Raw genomic sequence first — 13,688 nt, 5'->3', positions numbered from 1 at the left:
ACGGAACGTTCCGTCGACGGGCGATGAAGGTACGTAAACCAGTCAGGGTCAGTGGATGATTCCGGTGCGCAGGGCCACGGCCACCATTCCGGCGCGGTCTCCCGTGCCGAGCTTGCGCGCGATGCGGGCGAGGTGGCTCTTGACGGTCAGTGCGGACAGGCCCATCGAGACTCCGATGGCCTTGTTCGACTGGCCCTCGGCGACGAGCCGGAGCACCTCGACCTCACGGCCTGACAGTTCGCGGTAGCCGCCCGGGTGGCTCGGAGCACCCGGGGGGCGGCGGTGCATACGGGCCGCGGCGGACCCGATGGGGGCGGCGCCGGGGCGGGAGGGCAGCCCGACGTTGGTACGGGTGCCGGTGACGACGTAGCCCTTGACGCCGCCCGCGAGGGCGTTGCGTACGGCACCGATGTCGTCGGCTGCGGAGAGGGCGAGCCCGTTGGGCCAGCCCGCGGCACGGGTTTCGGACAGAAGGGTCAGGCCGGAGCCGTCGGGAAGGTGGACGTCGGCGACGCAGATGTCGCGGGGGTTGCCGATGCGGGGACGAGCCTCCGCGACGGACGAGGCCTCAATGACGTCACGTACACCGAGCGCCCACAGGTGGCGGGTGACGGTGGAACGGACGCGGGGGTCGGCCACGACCACCATGGCGGTCGGCTTGTTCGGGCGGTAGGCGACCAGGCTTGCGGGCTGCTCGAGGAGAACGGACACCAGGCCTCCTGGGGTGCGGGACGGGACCGGCTCGGGGATGAAGCCGGGGCGAACCGTGCTTTCAAGGTCACAGACCTCTTCGGCAGTAAACCCGCCCGCCTTTAGAGAAAGATCACGATTTAGTGAGTAACAATTCGTGCAATTCGGACACGCGATCGATCATCCGAAGATCGAACCGAATCACAACGGGACCGGAACTCTTCGAGGTCCGGTCCCGATCGGTGCTGTCACTGCCCCTCGTCGCCGACGGCGGAAGGCCAAAAATCGCCTGCCGATGGCTGTTCCTCGTCGCTCGCCAGGACTTCCGCGTCGCCGTTCATGGCTCTCGCGTCGCCGTTCAGGACTTCTGCACCGCCGTCAGGACTTCTGCGGGCCCCGGCGCTGAGGTAGCGTCACCACGGACGCGTCCCCGGGACCGGCCGGCGGCAGGCCCGCGATCTGGCTGAGCAGATCGCACCAGGACGCCAGGTGAGAGGCCGTGTCCGGCACCCCGCCGAGCCCCTCACGCGGCGTCCACGAGGCGCGGATCTCGATCTGCGACGCCGGCGCACGCTCGCCGAGCCCGCCGAAGTAGTGCGAACTCGCCCGCGTCACCGTGCCGCTCGCCTCCCCGTACGCGAGGCCCCGCCCCTGGAGCGCGCCCGTCAGCCACGACCAGCAGACCTCGGGGAGCAGCGGGTCCGCCGCCATCTCCGGCTCCAGCTCCGCCCGCACCAGCGTCACCAGGCGGAACGTCCCGTGCCACGCGTCGTGCCCCGCCGGGTCGTGCAGCAGGACGAGGCGGCCGTCCGCGAGGTCGTCGTCGCCGTCCACCACCGCGGCCTCCAGCGCGTACGCGTAGGGCGCGAGGCGCTGCGGCGGCTTGGTCGGGTCCACCTCGATCTCCGGGCGCAGCCGCGCCCCCCGCAAGGCCTCGACCGCCGCCCGGAACGGCGGCGGAGCCGAGTCCACCGGGTCCTCCGTCTTGCGCCCCTCCCGCTCCGATTCACTCATTCCCTCAGCGCCGTCCGACAGTCGTCCCTCAGCCGCAGCCATGCGGGGAAGATTAAGGGGAACGCGGCCTTCGCGCAGGGAGAGACACCCGGCACCCTCACCTCGATGTCCCCGCGCCCGGCGGGGTTCGCGCCCGTGCGAGACTTTCCGACGTGAGTGCCAACCTCCGCCCCACGGGCCAGCAGCCGACAGCGACGTACGAATCCGCCTTTCTCAAGGCGTGCCGGCGTGAGCCGGTGCCGCACACCCCGGTGTGGTTCATGCGGCAGGCCGGTCGTTCGCTGCCCGAGTACCTCAAGGTGCGCGAGGGCATTCCGATGCTCGAGTCCTGCATGATGCCCGAGCTCGTCGCCGAGATCACGATGCAGCCCGTGCGCCGCCACCACGTCGACGCGGCCATCTACTTCAGCGACATCGTCGTACCGCTCAAGGCCATCGGCATCGACCTCGACATCAAGCCGGGCGTCGGTCCCGTCGTCGAGCAGCCGATCCGCTCGCGCGCCGACCTCGCGCGGCTGCGCGACCTCACGCCCGAGGACGTCTGGTACGTCACCGAGGCGATCGGCCTCCTGACGGCCGAGCTCGGCTCCACCCCGCTCATCGGTTTCGCCGGTGCGCCTTTCACCCTCGCGAGCTACCTCGTGGAGGGCGGCCCGTCCAAGAACCACGAGCACACCAAGGCGCTCATGTACGGCGACCCGCAGCTGTGGGCCGACCTGCTCGACCGCCTCGCCGAGATCACCTCCGCGTTCCTCAAGGTGCAGATCGAGGCCGGCGCCTCCGCCGTCCAGCTCTTCGACTCGTGGGTCGGCGCGCTCGCCCCCGCCGACTACCGGCGCTCCGTGATGCCCGCGTCGTCCAAGGTGTTCAAGGCCGTCGAGGAGTACGGCGTGCCGCGCATCCACTTCGGTGTCGGCACCGGTGAGCTCCTCGGTCTCATGGGCGAGGCCGGCGCCGACGTGGTCGGCGTCGACTGGCGCGTCCCGCTCGACGAGGCCGCGCGCCGCGTCGGCCCCGGCAAGGCGCTCCAGGGCAACCTCGACCCGGCGGTCCTCTTCTCCACGCCGGAGGCGGTGGAGGCCAAGGCGGACGAGGTCCTGGCCGCAGCGGAGGGGCTTGAAGGACACGTCTTCAACCTGGGCCACGGAGTGCCGCCGACGACGGACCCGGACGCGCTGACGCGCCTGGTGGAGTACGTCCACACGCACACGGCGGTCTGAGGGCGCGGGACATGACGCTGCCGCCGCCGGGCCCGGCGGCGGCAGCCTCGTAGTGCGTCAGACCTCGCAGCTGACGGGCGGGTTGCCGCCGGCCACTCGGCACACGTCGAAGCCGGTGCCGCCGTTCACGAGGCCCAGGTTGACGCCGGTGCGGAGGTAGTCGCCCTCGCTGTCGCCATTGACCTGGCCGCCCGGCGAGATGTTGTTCACCTGGACGTAGTCGCCCCCGGCGCCGCCTCTGACGATGCCGTTGACGATGCCGCCGGGCTGGACGGTGATGTAGTCCGAGCCGAGACCGCCGTCGACCGTGCCGTCGACATTGCCGGTGATGGCGATGTAGTCGTTGCCGCCGAGGCCGTTGACCGTATCGCCGGTGTTGACCGTTGAACATCGGATGAAGTCGCTGCCCGCTGTTCCGTTCACGGTCCCGCTGGAGACGGGGATGCCGTTGACCGTGCACGAGGTCGCGGCCTGGGCGGGCGAGCTCAGGGCGAGGGGGGCGATGACGAGCGAGGCGGCGCAGAGCGCACGCACAGTGTGTCTGATCATGCGACCAGTGACGCATGGTGATGAAGCGTTCGCAACCCGTCACTATGTGTCACCGGTCCGCCCGCGTCAGCCCGCCGCCCGGACACCCCTAGGGCCTTTCGTTTGGATCATGCCGGGCTCGCGGGGTCTGGCCTGATCCAAACGAAAGGCCCTAGCCCCTGCGCACCGCCGCGCTCGACTTGCGGGCCGCCACCAGGATCGGGTCCCACACCGGTGAGAACGGCGGTGCGTAGCCGAGGTCGAGGGCCGTCATCTGGTCCACCGTCATGCCCGCGGTCAGCGCGACCGCCGCGATGTCGACCCGCTTCGCGGCGCCCTCGCGGCCGACGATCTGCACACCGAGCAGGCGGCCCGTGCGGCGCTCGGCGATCATCTTCACCGTCATCGGGGCCGCGCCCGGGTAGTAGCCCGCACGGCTCGTCGACTCGATCGTGGCGGACACGAACTGCAGGCCGGCCCGCCGTGCGTCCTTCTCGCGCAGGCCCGTGCGCGCGATCTCCAGGTCGCACACCTTGCTCACGGCCGTCCCGACGACGCCCGGGAACGTCGCGTAACCGCCGCCCGCGTTCGTGCCGATGACCTGTCCGTGCTTGTTGGCGTGCGTGCCGAGCGCGATGTGGCGCTCGCGTCCCGAGACCAGGTCCAGGACCTCCACGCAGTCGCCGCCCGCCCAGATGTTCTCGTGGCCGCGCACCCGCATGGCGAGATCGGTGAGGAGCCCGCCGTGCTCGCCCAGGGGCAACCCCGCGGCGCGCGCCAGCGAGGACTCCGGGCGGACGCCGATGCCGAGGACGACGACGTCCGCCGGATACTCGTCGGACGTCGTCGCGACCGCCCGCGCCCGCCCGTCGTCGCCCGTGAGGATCTTGGTGACCTCGGCGTCGTCGACCATGGTGATGCCCATGCGGGTCATCGACTCGTGCACCAGGCGGCCCATGTCCGGGTCGAGCGTCGACATCGGCTCCCGCCCGCGGTTGACGACCGTGACCTCGTATCCGCGGCGGATCAGCGCCTCCGCCATCTCGACTCCGATGTAGCCCGCGCCGACGACGACGGCCCGCCGCCCCTGTGTCGCGGCGAGCGAGTCGAGCAGCGCCTGGCCGTCGTCGAGGGTCTGCACGCCGTGCACGCCCGGCGCGTCGATCCCGGGAATCCGCGGCCGCACCGGCCTGGCACCGGTAGCGATCACGAGTTTGTCGTACGAGGTCCAGGCCTCCGTTCCCGTGTCGAGCGCGCGTGACCTCACCCGCCCGCCCACGACGTCGAGTTCGGTCACCTCCGTGCGCATGCGCAGGTCGATGGACCGCTCCCGGTGCTCCTCGGGCGTGCGCGCGATCAGCTCGTCGCGCCCGGCCACCTCGCCGCCGACCCAGTAGGGGATGCCGCACGCCGAGTAGGAGGAGAAGTGCCCCCGCTCGAAGGCCACGATCTCCAGCTCGTCGGGGCCGCGCATCCTGCGGGCCTGCGACGCGGCGGACATGCCCGCCGCGTCGCCGCCGATGACCACCAGTCGCTCACGTGTAGGGCTCATGCCCATCAAACTACGTCCGCGCCCCCGTCACTCCTCCTCGCCCCGCTCCCCGGCCGGCGGATGCGCGGGCAGCGGGCCGAGCGCCGTCGCCAACGGCCGTGCGGCGGCGGTGGCCCTGCGCGGCAGCCGCGGCCGCACGAGACGCAGCCACACGAAGACCAGCAGGCCGCCCACCACGGCGAACGGCAGCACCGCGCCGACGGCCACCGCGACCCAGCGGAGCATCGTCACGAACGCGCCCCAGCCGCCGGCGACCGCGTCGGTGAACCCCGGGTCCTCGTCCTTGTGCCCCGCCGGCTTCACCGGGGTCTCGGTCAGCGACAGCGTGATCGTCGCCAGGCTCGTGCGGTCCTTGAGGGACGCCTGCTGCGCGAGCAGCGCCTCCAGATCGGACTCGCGGGTGCTCAACTCCCCTTCCAGGGCCACGACATCACTCAGTTTCGTGGCCTTGTCCATCAGCTCCCGCACCCGCGCCACGCTCGCCCGCTGCGACTTGACGCGGCTGTCGACGTCGACGACCTGGTCGGTGACGTCCTGCGCCTTCTTGTTCCGCTCGATGAGTTTGCCCGTGCCCGCGAGATCGCCGAGGACCTGCTCGTAGCGCTCCTGCGGGACGCGCAGGACGACACGGGAGCGCTCATGTCCCCCGCCGTCGCGGTCGGTCGTCTCGTCGCCGACCATGCCGCCCGCGTCCTCGGCCGCCGTGCGCGCCTTGTCGAGCGCCTGCGGGACGTCCTTGACCTGCACGGTGAGCGTCGCCGTGCGGATGATGTGGACGCCGGTGAGCTTGGGCGGCTCGCGCCGGGACGACTTCGCGTCCGACTGTCCCCCGCCCGCCTCCTTCGCGGCGCCCCGGTCCGCGGCGGCCGCCTCCCCGGCCGCGGCCTTGCTGGAGTCCCCGCTGTCCGAGGCGCCGGCGCTGCACCCCGTCAGCGCCAGCGCCGCCACGAGCAGGACGGCGCCGGCCGCCCGTATGCCGCGGCACCCCGGCCGCTTTCCTGTGGTGCCTGATATCTGCATCGACGTACCCCCGGAGGATGAGTGGGACGGCCGGCCCAAGGACAGGCCCTGGCCGCCTCCTTTGACGGTCCGGCGGTCCCTTTCGGTGGTTGCCGGACGGTCCCGATGCGGTCACGGTCGGGACTCGCCGGTCTGAGACAGTGGGGGCATGCGCGAAGCGGACACAGGCACGGGAACGGGACAGGCCCCCAGGGCGGTCGTCATCGGCGGCGGCATCGCGGGGCTCGCCGCGGCCCACCGGCTGCTCGCGGCCGGCGTGCAGGTCACCGTTCTGGAGGCGTCGGGCCGCCTCGGCGGCAAGCTGCGCGCCGGGGAGATCGCGGGTGTACGGGTCGACCTCGGCGCCGAGTCGATGCTCGCCCGGCGCCCCGAGGCGGTCGACCTCGCCCGCGAGGTGGGGCTCGGGGACCGGCTTCAGCCGCCGAGCACGGCCACGGCCTCGCTCTGGACCAGGGGCGAACTGCGCCCGATGCCCAAGGGCCATGTGATGGGCGTCCCCGGGGCGGCCGCCGCACTCTCCGGAGTCCTGTCCGACAAGGGCCTGGCCCGCATCGAGCAGGACCGTGACCTGCCCGCCACCGAGTTCGGCGACGACGTCGCCGTCGGCGCGTACGTCGCCGAGCGCCTCGGCCGCGAGGTCGTCGACCGGCTCGTGGAGCCGCTGCTCGGCGGCGTCTACGCGGGCGACGCGTACCGCATCTCGATGCGCAGCGCCGTCCCCCAGCTCTTCGAGGCGGCCCGCGCCCACCGCTCCCTGACCGAGGCCGTCCGCGCCATCCAGGAGCGTGCGGCGCGGAACCAGCAGACGGGCCCCGTCTTCATGGGCATCGAGGGCGGCATCGGACAGCTCCCGCTTGCCGTCGCCGAGTCGGTGCGCGCGCGGGGCGGCGAGATCCTCCTCGACAGCCCCGCCCACGGACTGCGCCGCACCCCCGACGGCTGGGAGGTCAGGGTCGACGACCACGTCATCGAGGCCGACGCCGTCGTCCTCGCCGTGCCCGCACAGAAGGCGGCCCGGCTCCTCGACACCGAGTCGCCGGCCGCCGCCGCGGAGCTGCGCACCGTGGAGTACGCCTCGATGGCCCTGATCACCCTCGCGTTCCGGCGCGACGAGGCGAACCTGCCCGACGGCTCCGGCTTCCTCGTGCCGCCGGTCGACGGCCACACGATCAAGGCGTCCACGTTCGCCTCGAACAAGTGGGGCTGGATCGCGGCCGAGGACCCGGGCCTGGTCGTCGTACGCACTTCCGTGGGCCGTTACCAGGACGAGAAGGACCTCGCGCGCGACGACGACGGGCTCGTCGAGGTGTCGCGCCACGACCTGCGGGAGGCCACCGGCCTGAGCGCCACGCCCGTCGCCACGCGCGTCACGCGCTGGCACGAGGGCCTGCCCCAGTACCCCGTCGGCCACCACGCGCGCGTGGCCCGCATCCGCGGCCACGTCGCCAAGATCCCCGGACTCGCCGTGTGCGGGGCGGCGTACGACGGCGTGGGCATCCCGGCCTGCATCGCGAGCGCCTACGCCGCCGTCGACCAGCTGGACGGTGACCTGACCGGCGTGGAGGAGCTCACCGCGCACCCGGTGCAGAGTCTGCACGGCGGCGCGGGAGAATAGCCCTATGAGTGACGACGCCCCCGCCAAGATCCCGAACGCAGGCAAGAAGGCCAAGGACCTCAACGAGGTCATCCGCTACACCCTGTGGTCCGTCTTCAAGCTCCGAGACGTCCTCCCCGAGGACCGGGCCGGCTACGCCGACGAGGTCCAGGAGCTCTTCGACCAGCTCGCCGCGAAGGACGTGACGGTCCGCGGCACGTACGACGTGTCCGGTCTGCGCGCCGACGCCGACGTCATGATCTGGTGGCACGCGGAGACCGCGGACCAGCTCCAGGAGGCGTACAACCTCTTCCGCCGTACGAAGCTGGGGCGCGCCCTCGAGCCGGTCTGGTCGAACATGGCGCTGCACCGGCCCGCCGAGTTCAACCGCTCGCACATCCCGGCGTTCCTCGCCGACGAGACGCCGCGCAACTACGTGAGCGTGTACCCGTTCGTGCGCTCCTACGACTGGTACCTGCTGCCCGACGAGGACCGCCGTCGCATGCTCGCGGACCACGGCAAGATGGCCCGCGGCTACCCGGACGTCCGCGCCAACACGGTCGCCTCGTTCTCGCTGGGCGACTACGAGTGGCTCCTCGCCTTCGAGGCCGACGAGCTGTACCGCATCGTCGACCTGATGCGTCACCTGCGCGCCTCCGAGGCCCGTATGCACGTCCGCGAGGAGGTCCCGTTCTACACGGGCCGCCGCAAGAGCGTCGCCGAACTCGTCGCGGGTCTCGCGTAGTTCATGTAGGCCCGGGTCTGTACGCGAAGGGGCCGGCCGGTCGTCGAACCGGTCGGCCCCTTCACGCGTGTGCCCGCGGTCAGTCCACGGCGAGCGGCGCCGGTTCGGGGTGCGGGGCGCAGGCAGCGGCGCGGGTCACCGGGATCCGCCCCTCCATCAGATACGCGTCGAGGTGGCTGTTGACGCACTTGTTGGGGCCGGCGGCGATGCCGTGGGTGCCCGCGCCGCGCTCCGTGACCAGGACCGACCCCGGAAGCCTGCGCCACAGCTCACGGGCGCCCTCGTAGGGGGTGGCCGCGTCCCGCTCGGCGGCCAGGATCAGCGTCGGGGGCAGCGCGCCGGGCGCGGTCCGTACGTCGACGGGACGCCGGCGCGGGGCGGGCCAGTACGCGCAGGGCAGGTTCATCCAGGCGTTGTCCCACGTCTCGAACGGGGCGCGGCGCGCCAGCCGGGTGTTGTCGCGGTCCCACACGCGGAAGTCGGTGGGCCACGCCGCGTCGTTGCACTCGACGGCCGTGTAGACGGCGGCGCTGTTCTCGTTCTCGGCGGCCGCCGCGGTCTGTGGCGCGGCCTGCTCGGCGAGCGGCTTCGGATTGCCCTTCAGATACTCCGACAGCGCGCTCGCCCGCATCGCCCAGTAGTCGTCGTAGTACCCGGCCTGGAGGTACGCGGACTGGAGCTGGCCGGGGCCGACGGTGCCGCCCGCGGGTTCGCTCGCGAGCCGCGCCCGGACCCTCTCGTAGCTCTGCTGCACACCGGCAGCGGTCGCGCCCAGGTGGTACGTCTTGTTGTGCTTGGCCACCCACTTCCGGAAGTCCGCCCAGCGCCGCTCGAAGGCCACCGACTGGACGAGGTTGTTGGTGTACCAGATCTGCTTCGGGTCGGGGTTCACCGCCGAGTCGAAGACCATGCGGCGCACATGCGCGGGGAAGAGCGTCGCGTACACGGCCCCGAAGTAGGTGCCGTACGACGACCCCATGAAGTTCAGCTTCCGCTCGCCGAGCCCGGCGCGCAGCACGTCCAGGTCGCGGGCGTTGTTGAGCGTCGTGTAGTGCCGCAGCGCGTCCCCGGCGTTCTTCGCGCACCCCTGCGCGTACGCCTTGGCCTGCGCGATCCGCTCCAGCTTGTACGAGGCGGAGGGCTGGGTCGGCGCCTGCGTGGGGGCCTTCGCGAACCGCTTGGGGTCCTCGCAGGACAGCGGGGCCGAGCGGCCCACCCCGCGCGGGGCGTAGCCGACGAGGTCGTACGCGGAGGCGATGCGCTTCCACTCCGGCATCAGAGCGACGAGCGGGAAGTACATGCCGGACGCGCCGGGGCCGCCGGGGTTGAAGACGAGGGAGCCCTGCCTGCGGACCGGGCTGCCGCCCTCCGGCGCCGTCGTGCCGGTGGCCTTCACCCGGCTGACGGTCAGTTTGATCTGCTTGCCGTCGGGGTGGGCGTAGTCGAGGGGGACGGAGACGGTGCCGCACTTGATGTAGGCCGGGAGGTGCTCCGCGGCGGCGCAGGTGCCGAAGGTGATTCCGGTGGCCGCGGCGCGGGCGGCGGCCACGGCCGTGCCGCGCGGTTCGGCCGTGTCGGGCGGGGCCTGGGTGTCGGCGCGGCCAGGGGCGGCGACGAGGGCGGTCAGGACCAGGGATCCGGCGGCCGCGTAGACGGCGGGGGCTGCTCTCATCGCTCTTGTGGGTCCCTTTCGTCCGGCCCTCGTACGGCCGTCTCGCGCGGCCTTTCGGGGCTGTCACCCGCCTGCCGGGAGCAGACGCGAACAAAGGGGATACTTCGTGCGGCAGTTGACGAAGTAAAGCACCGGCCTGCCGGTGTCGGCTCAATGACCCCGTTGCGCCGTCCCGAAGGCCTCGCGCAGGGCGGGGTCGGACACCGCGCGGACGCCGTGCACGGCGACGGCGGTCAGCAGGGCGGCCTCCCCGACCCCGTCACGTGCGCCCTTCGGCAGGGCGCCGATCAGCCGCTGTCCGGTGGGGGAGGCCCAGCGTGTGTAGGGGTGGACCTCGAAGCGGGCGATCGCCAGACAGGACAGCGTGAGGATGAGGGGCAGCGCGAACCACGCGGCGACCAGCACGCCGTCGCCCGGTTCCCCGCCCGGCATCGTGAGCGACACCCCGGCCAGGACCACGACGGCGAGCGCGGCGGCCCGCACCTGGCGGACCGCGGCCGCGACCCCGCCGCGCGCCCCGTCAGGAACGGCGAGGCCCGCTGCGACGAGCCGGTCGGCCAGCGCCCTTACCGCGTCCGCGGCCGCCGTCGCCCGGCGCACCGCCCCTATCCGGGACTGCCCGTCCGGCCCGATGGCGCCTATCACCGAGCGCTCGATGTCGTCGCCGCCGACCGGGTCGACCACGGTGGCCCAGCCGGTGTGCGCGAGCAGCAGCCGCCGGCTGCGCGCCATCGAGACGAGGGTCAGATCGGCGACCCGGAACGGGCCGCCCGACAGGAACGCGGCCTCGTACAGCGTCAGCTCGTGCGCCCCGCCCCCGGCCGGCTCGCTGTGCGCGGCGTGCGCCGCGGCGAGGCAGAGGCGCGCGCAGGACAGAAAGGCCGCGGCGCAGGCCATGAGCAGGAACAGAAGCCAGAACATGGCGTTTTTCTATGTCACCTGTTCGGGTGGCGCCACGGGTTGTTCACCATATGGACAGAGCGTTGTCTGCATGTGACGTTCCGTTTCCCTCCTTTCCCCTTGTCGTGTCAGGGCTTGGGCCGGGAGACCGCCGGGGGCAGCGGGAAGGAGGGGGACGGGGAGAGGGGCGTCGGGGGAGCGGGGGACGCCACGGGGCCCGGCGGGGCGGGGGAGCGGGTCTCCGGTGGCGTACTCGCGCCGGCGGCGTCCCGCGCGAGGGCGTCGAAGTCGACCAGGCCCGTGGACTCCAGGACCTTGATGTGGTCGAGGACGGTCTTGTTCGCGTCGTCCGCCAGGTCCCGTACGAGCGAGTTGCGTGTTGTCGCGCGGACCTGGGCGACCAGTGAGAAGACCTTCCCGTGGGCCCGGCGCAGGATGTTGGCGAACTTCCGCTCGTAGTCGTCGCCGTGCGCCGCGCTCAGCTCGGACAGCCAGTGCTGCTGTTGGCTGTTGGGCTGGTTGGGGAGTTCGAGGCCGAGCCGCGCGGCGACCTCGCGCACGCGCGCGTCCAGGAAGGTGTGCCCCTCGACGAGGTGCTCACCCGCGGTCCGCACCGCCGTGCTGGTCCCTCTCGCCTCGGCCTGCTGGCCCGCGGGCAGCTCCCACAGGCCCGCGAGCCGCACCTTCGTGACGAACTCGCGGTCCAGGGCCGACAGGGGGCCGGATCTGGTCGACACGGTCCCCTCGTCGAGCAGGTCCACGCCCGTGCCGGAGCGGTCGGCGTACGACCAGACCGGGAACACGAGAGCGGCGAGCGTGGTGACGAGCCCGGCGACGACGAGTCCGGTGCCGTTGACGAATCGGGTGCGCATGGTGCCTCCTGGTGCGGCACCGCACGCTAGTCCGCTTCACGGACGTGGGCTCGGGTAACCCCGGGAATACGTCAACTGCGGTACGGGCGCGGGGTGGTGGCGCTCAGGCCGACCGGAGAGCCGGACGGCCCCGGTGCAGGGCGGACCGCGCCGCGCGCACCAGGCGTGCCCCCGGGTGCGCGGCCGGCGGGGTGGGCCCCGACCGCTCCCGCCACCACCGCTCCAGCTCCCGTCGCGCCCCCGCGTCCCCGGGGCCGCCGGAGTCGAGCAGATGCTCGGCGAAGTCGAGGGCGTCCCGGCGGTAGCCGCCTGTCATGGGCCGGCACTGCGCGTACGACAGGAACGCCGGGCGGTACGCGGCCGCGCCGAGGATCTCCGGCAGTTCGGGTGCCACCTTCGCCACTACGTCCGCCCGCTTGGCGCACAGTGCCCGGCTCTGGACCCTGAGCCGCACCCGGTCGAACCCCTCCGGTGCGGGCGTCCCCGCGACGAGGGCGGACAGCAGCGCGGCCTGCGCGAGCGCGAGCCGCTGGCGGGCGGGGCCGGTGTCCTGCGAAGTTTCGGTGTCCCGCGAGGCCGGGTTCGAGGATGGCCGCACGGTACGCCCCTCGGCGGGCGCGGTTGCCAACGTCCCCCTGATCTCGTCGAGTTCACGCTCCAGTTCCTGTGGAGCCGGGAAGTTCTCGTCGCGCTCCAGGAGGACTCCGGGCGGCGAGACCCGGGACGCCAGGTCGGCGAGGATGTCGAGGACGGGGCGCGGCACGGGGTGCGCGTGGCTGTCGTGCCACACGCCGTCGCGCTCGAAGCCGCCCGCCACATGCACGTACGCGATGGCCTCGACGGGCAGTTCACCGAGAGCCTTCGCGGGGTCCTCGCCGCGGTTGACGTGGTTCGTGTGCAGGTTCGCCACGTCGATCAGGAGGTGCACGCCGGTGCGCTCCACCAGCTCGTAGAGAAACTGACCCTCCGTCATTTCCTCGCCGGGCCAGGAGAACAGGGCCGCGATGTTCTCCACGGCGAGGGGGACGGGCAATGCGTCCTGGGCGATGCGGATGTTCTCGCAGAGCGCGTCGAGGGCGTCCCTCGTGCGCGGGACCGGCAGCAGATGGCCGGCCTCCAGCGGCTGTGACGCGGTGAGCGCGCCGCCCGCCCGTACGAACGCGATGTGCTCGGTGACGAGCGGGGAACCGAGGGCCTCGGCGCGGGCCGCGAGGTCGGCGAGCCTGCCCTCGTCGGGCCGGTCGGCGCCGCCGAGGCCGAGCGAGACGCCGTGCGGCACGACGGTGACGCCGCGCTCGCGCAGCCGCAGCAGGGAGTCGGGGACGTGCCCGGGGCACACGTTTTCGGCGACGGCCTCGACCCAGTCGATGCCGGGCATCGCCTCCACGGCCTCCGCGATCTCCGGACGCCAGCCGATGCCCGTACCCAGACGCTCGATCCGCTGCATGGTTCCCCTCCTCCACCCCGGCCGTGTGCCGTGCGATGCCGGTGTCATGACCCCGGCGGACACCGCCGAACCCAGGAGGGGGGACGTTCAGAGGTTCATTTGAGGTTCTGCGCGACGCCGGCGCGCAGCGCCGGGTGCTCGGCGCCGCCGCCCTACCCCGGTGGAATCGGCCACAGCGGTCTTCGTACGTCTCCGTAAGGCTGTAAGGACAGGAGGGTCTTGTGAACTGGCGCGGAGCCGTGCCACCGCCAGAATTGTGAGGTACGTCAGGACATGGGTTCCCTTCCGCTGCACCATCTGCTGTGTGGGATTCGTGAACTACCTGTTCCGACACGTGCGCATCGTGTGGAGGTCGCACGGACCCCTCTTCATCGAACCGACTTTCGGCCTGGCGTAAACATGCCTTGCTCCTGCAACACCCAACTACCCAAGGT

At 72.3% G+C, this 13,688-nt stretch carries 12 protein-coding genes; 3 read left to right on the top strand and 9 right to left on the bottom strand.

Translation table 11 applies throughout. The annotated features are described in order from the left end of the window. Window positions 1–48: 48 nt before the first annotated feature. Window positions 49–711: a response regulator transcription factor gene (locus OHA58_RS07600; RefSeq protein WP_100591261.1), complete on the bottom strand. Its 663-nt coding sequence runs from the start codon at window positions 709–711 to the stop codon at window positions 49–51. Window positions 712–1,068: 357 nt separating this feature from the next. Continuing rightward, complete coding sequence (locus tag OHA58_RS07595; protein ID WP_405477644.1) at window positions 1,069–1,704, bottom strand: DUF3000 domain-containing protein; 636 nt, start codon at window positions 1,702–1,704, stop codon at window positions 1,069–1,071. A gap of 152 nt (window positions 1,705–1,856) precedes the next feature. Here OHA58_RS07595 and hemE point away from each other — a divergent pair, with 152 nt between their 5' ends. Beyond that, a complete protein-coding gene (gene hemE / locus OHA58_RS07590) occupies window positions 1,857–2,924 on the top strand; it encodes a uroporphyrinogen decarboxylase (RefSeq protein WP_405477642.1) in 1,068 nt (355 codons plus the stop codon). Window positions 2,925–2,981: 57 nt separating this feature from the next. On the opposite strand, the gene OHA58_RS07585 is transcribed toward hemE, so the two are convergent. The 3 genes from OHA58_RS07585 to OHA58_RS07575 all read right to left on the bottom strand — a co-directional run bounded on the left by OHA58_RS07585 (window position 2,982) and on the right by OHA58_RS07575 (window position 6,024). After that, entirely contained in the window at window positions 2,982–3,473 is a 492-nt protein-coding gene (locus tag OHA58_RS07585; RefSeq protein ID WP_405477640.1) for a hypothetical protein, read from the bottom strand. A 151-nt stretch (window positions 3,474–3,624) separates the two neighbouring features. Further along, entirely contained in the window at window positions 3,625–5,010 is a 1,386-nt protein-coding gene (locus OHA58_RS07580) for an FAD-dependent oxidoreductase (RefSeq protein ID WP_405477638.1), read from the bottom strand. Between the two features lie 21 nt (window positions 5,011–5,031). Next, window positions 5,032–6,024 (bottom strand): DUF4349 domain-containing protein, encoded by a 993-nt coding sequence (locus OHA58_RS07575; protein ID WP_405477636.1) that lies wholly within the window; start codon window positions 6,022–6,024, stop codon window positions 5,032–5,034. Between the two features lie 148 nt (window positions 6,025–6,172). Here OHA58_RS07575 and hemG point away from each other — a divergent pair, with 148 nt between their 5' ends. Then, window positions 6,173–7,639 (top strand): protoporphyrinogen oxidase, encoded by a 1,467-nt coding sequence (gene hemG, locus OHA58_RS07570; RefSeq protein ID WP_405477634.1) that lies wholly within the window; start codon window positions 6,173–6,175, stop codon window positions 7,637–7,639. A gap of 4 nt (window positions 7,640–7,643) precedes the next feature. Next, window positions 7,644–8,363, top strand: a complete 720-nt coding sequence (gene hemQ / locus OHA58_RS07565; RefSeq protein WP_116508688.1) for a hydrogen peroxide-dependent heme synthase — start codon at window positions 7,644–7,646, stop codon at window positions 8,361–8,363. Between the two features lie 79 nt (window positions 8,364–8,442). Here the strand turns inward: hemQ and OHA58_RS07560 are convergent, their stop codons facing one another. From OHA58_RS07560 to OHA58_RS07545, 4 genes are all read right to left on the bottom strand, one after another. Then, entirely contained in the window at window positions 8,443–10,035 is a 1,593-nt protein-coding gene (locus OHA58_RS07560; protein WP_405477632.1) for an alpha/beta hydrolase, read from the bottom strand. 150 nt (window positions 10,036–10,185) lie between these two features. Then, window positions 10,186–10,956 (bottom strand): TIGR04222 domain-containing membrane protein, encoded by a 771-nt coding sequence (locus OHA58_RS07555; protein ID WP_405477630.1) that lies wholly within the window; start codon window positions 10,954–10,956, stop codon window positions 10,186–10,188. A gap of 107 nt (window positions 10,957–11,063) precedes the next feature. After that, entirely contained in the window at window positions 11,064–11,807 is a 744-nt protein-coding gene (locus tag OHA58_RS07550) for a DUF4142 domain-containing protein (RefSeq protein WP_405477628.1), read from the bottom strand. 103 nt (window positions 11,808–11,910) lie between these two features. Then, window positions 11,911–13,254 (bottom strand): DUF692 domain-containing protein, encoded by a 1,344-nt coding sequence (locus OHA58_RS07545; protein ID WP_405477626.1) that lies wholly within the window; start codon window positions 13,252–13,254, stop codon window positions 11,911–11,913. Window positions 13,255–13,688 lie beyond the last annotated feature (434 nt).

It is taken from the genome of Streptomyces sp. NBC_00009 (assembly GCF_045040855.1).
GTDB lineage: Bacteria > Actinomycetota > Actinomycetes > Streptomycetales > Streptomycetaceae > Streptomyces > Streptomyces aureus.
Note: the sequence above shows the minus strand (reverse complement) of the source record. Positions and strands in the feature narration are given on the sequence as shown.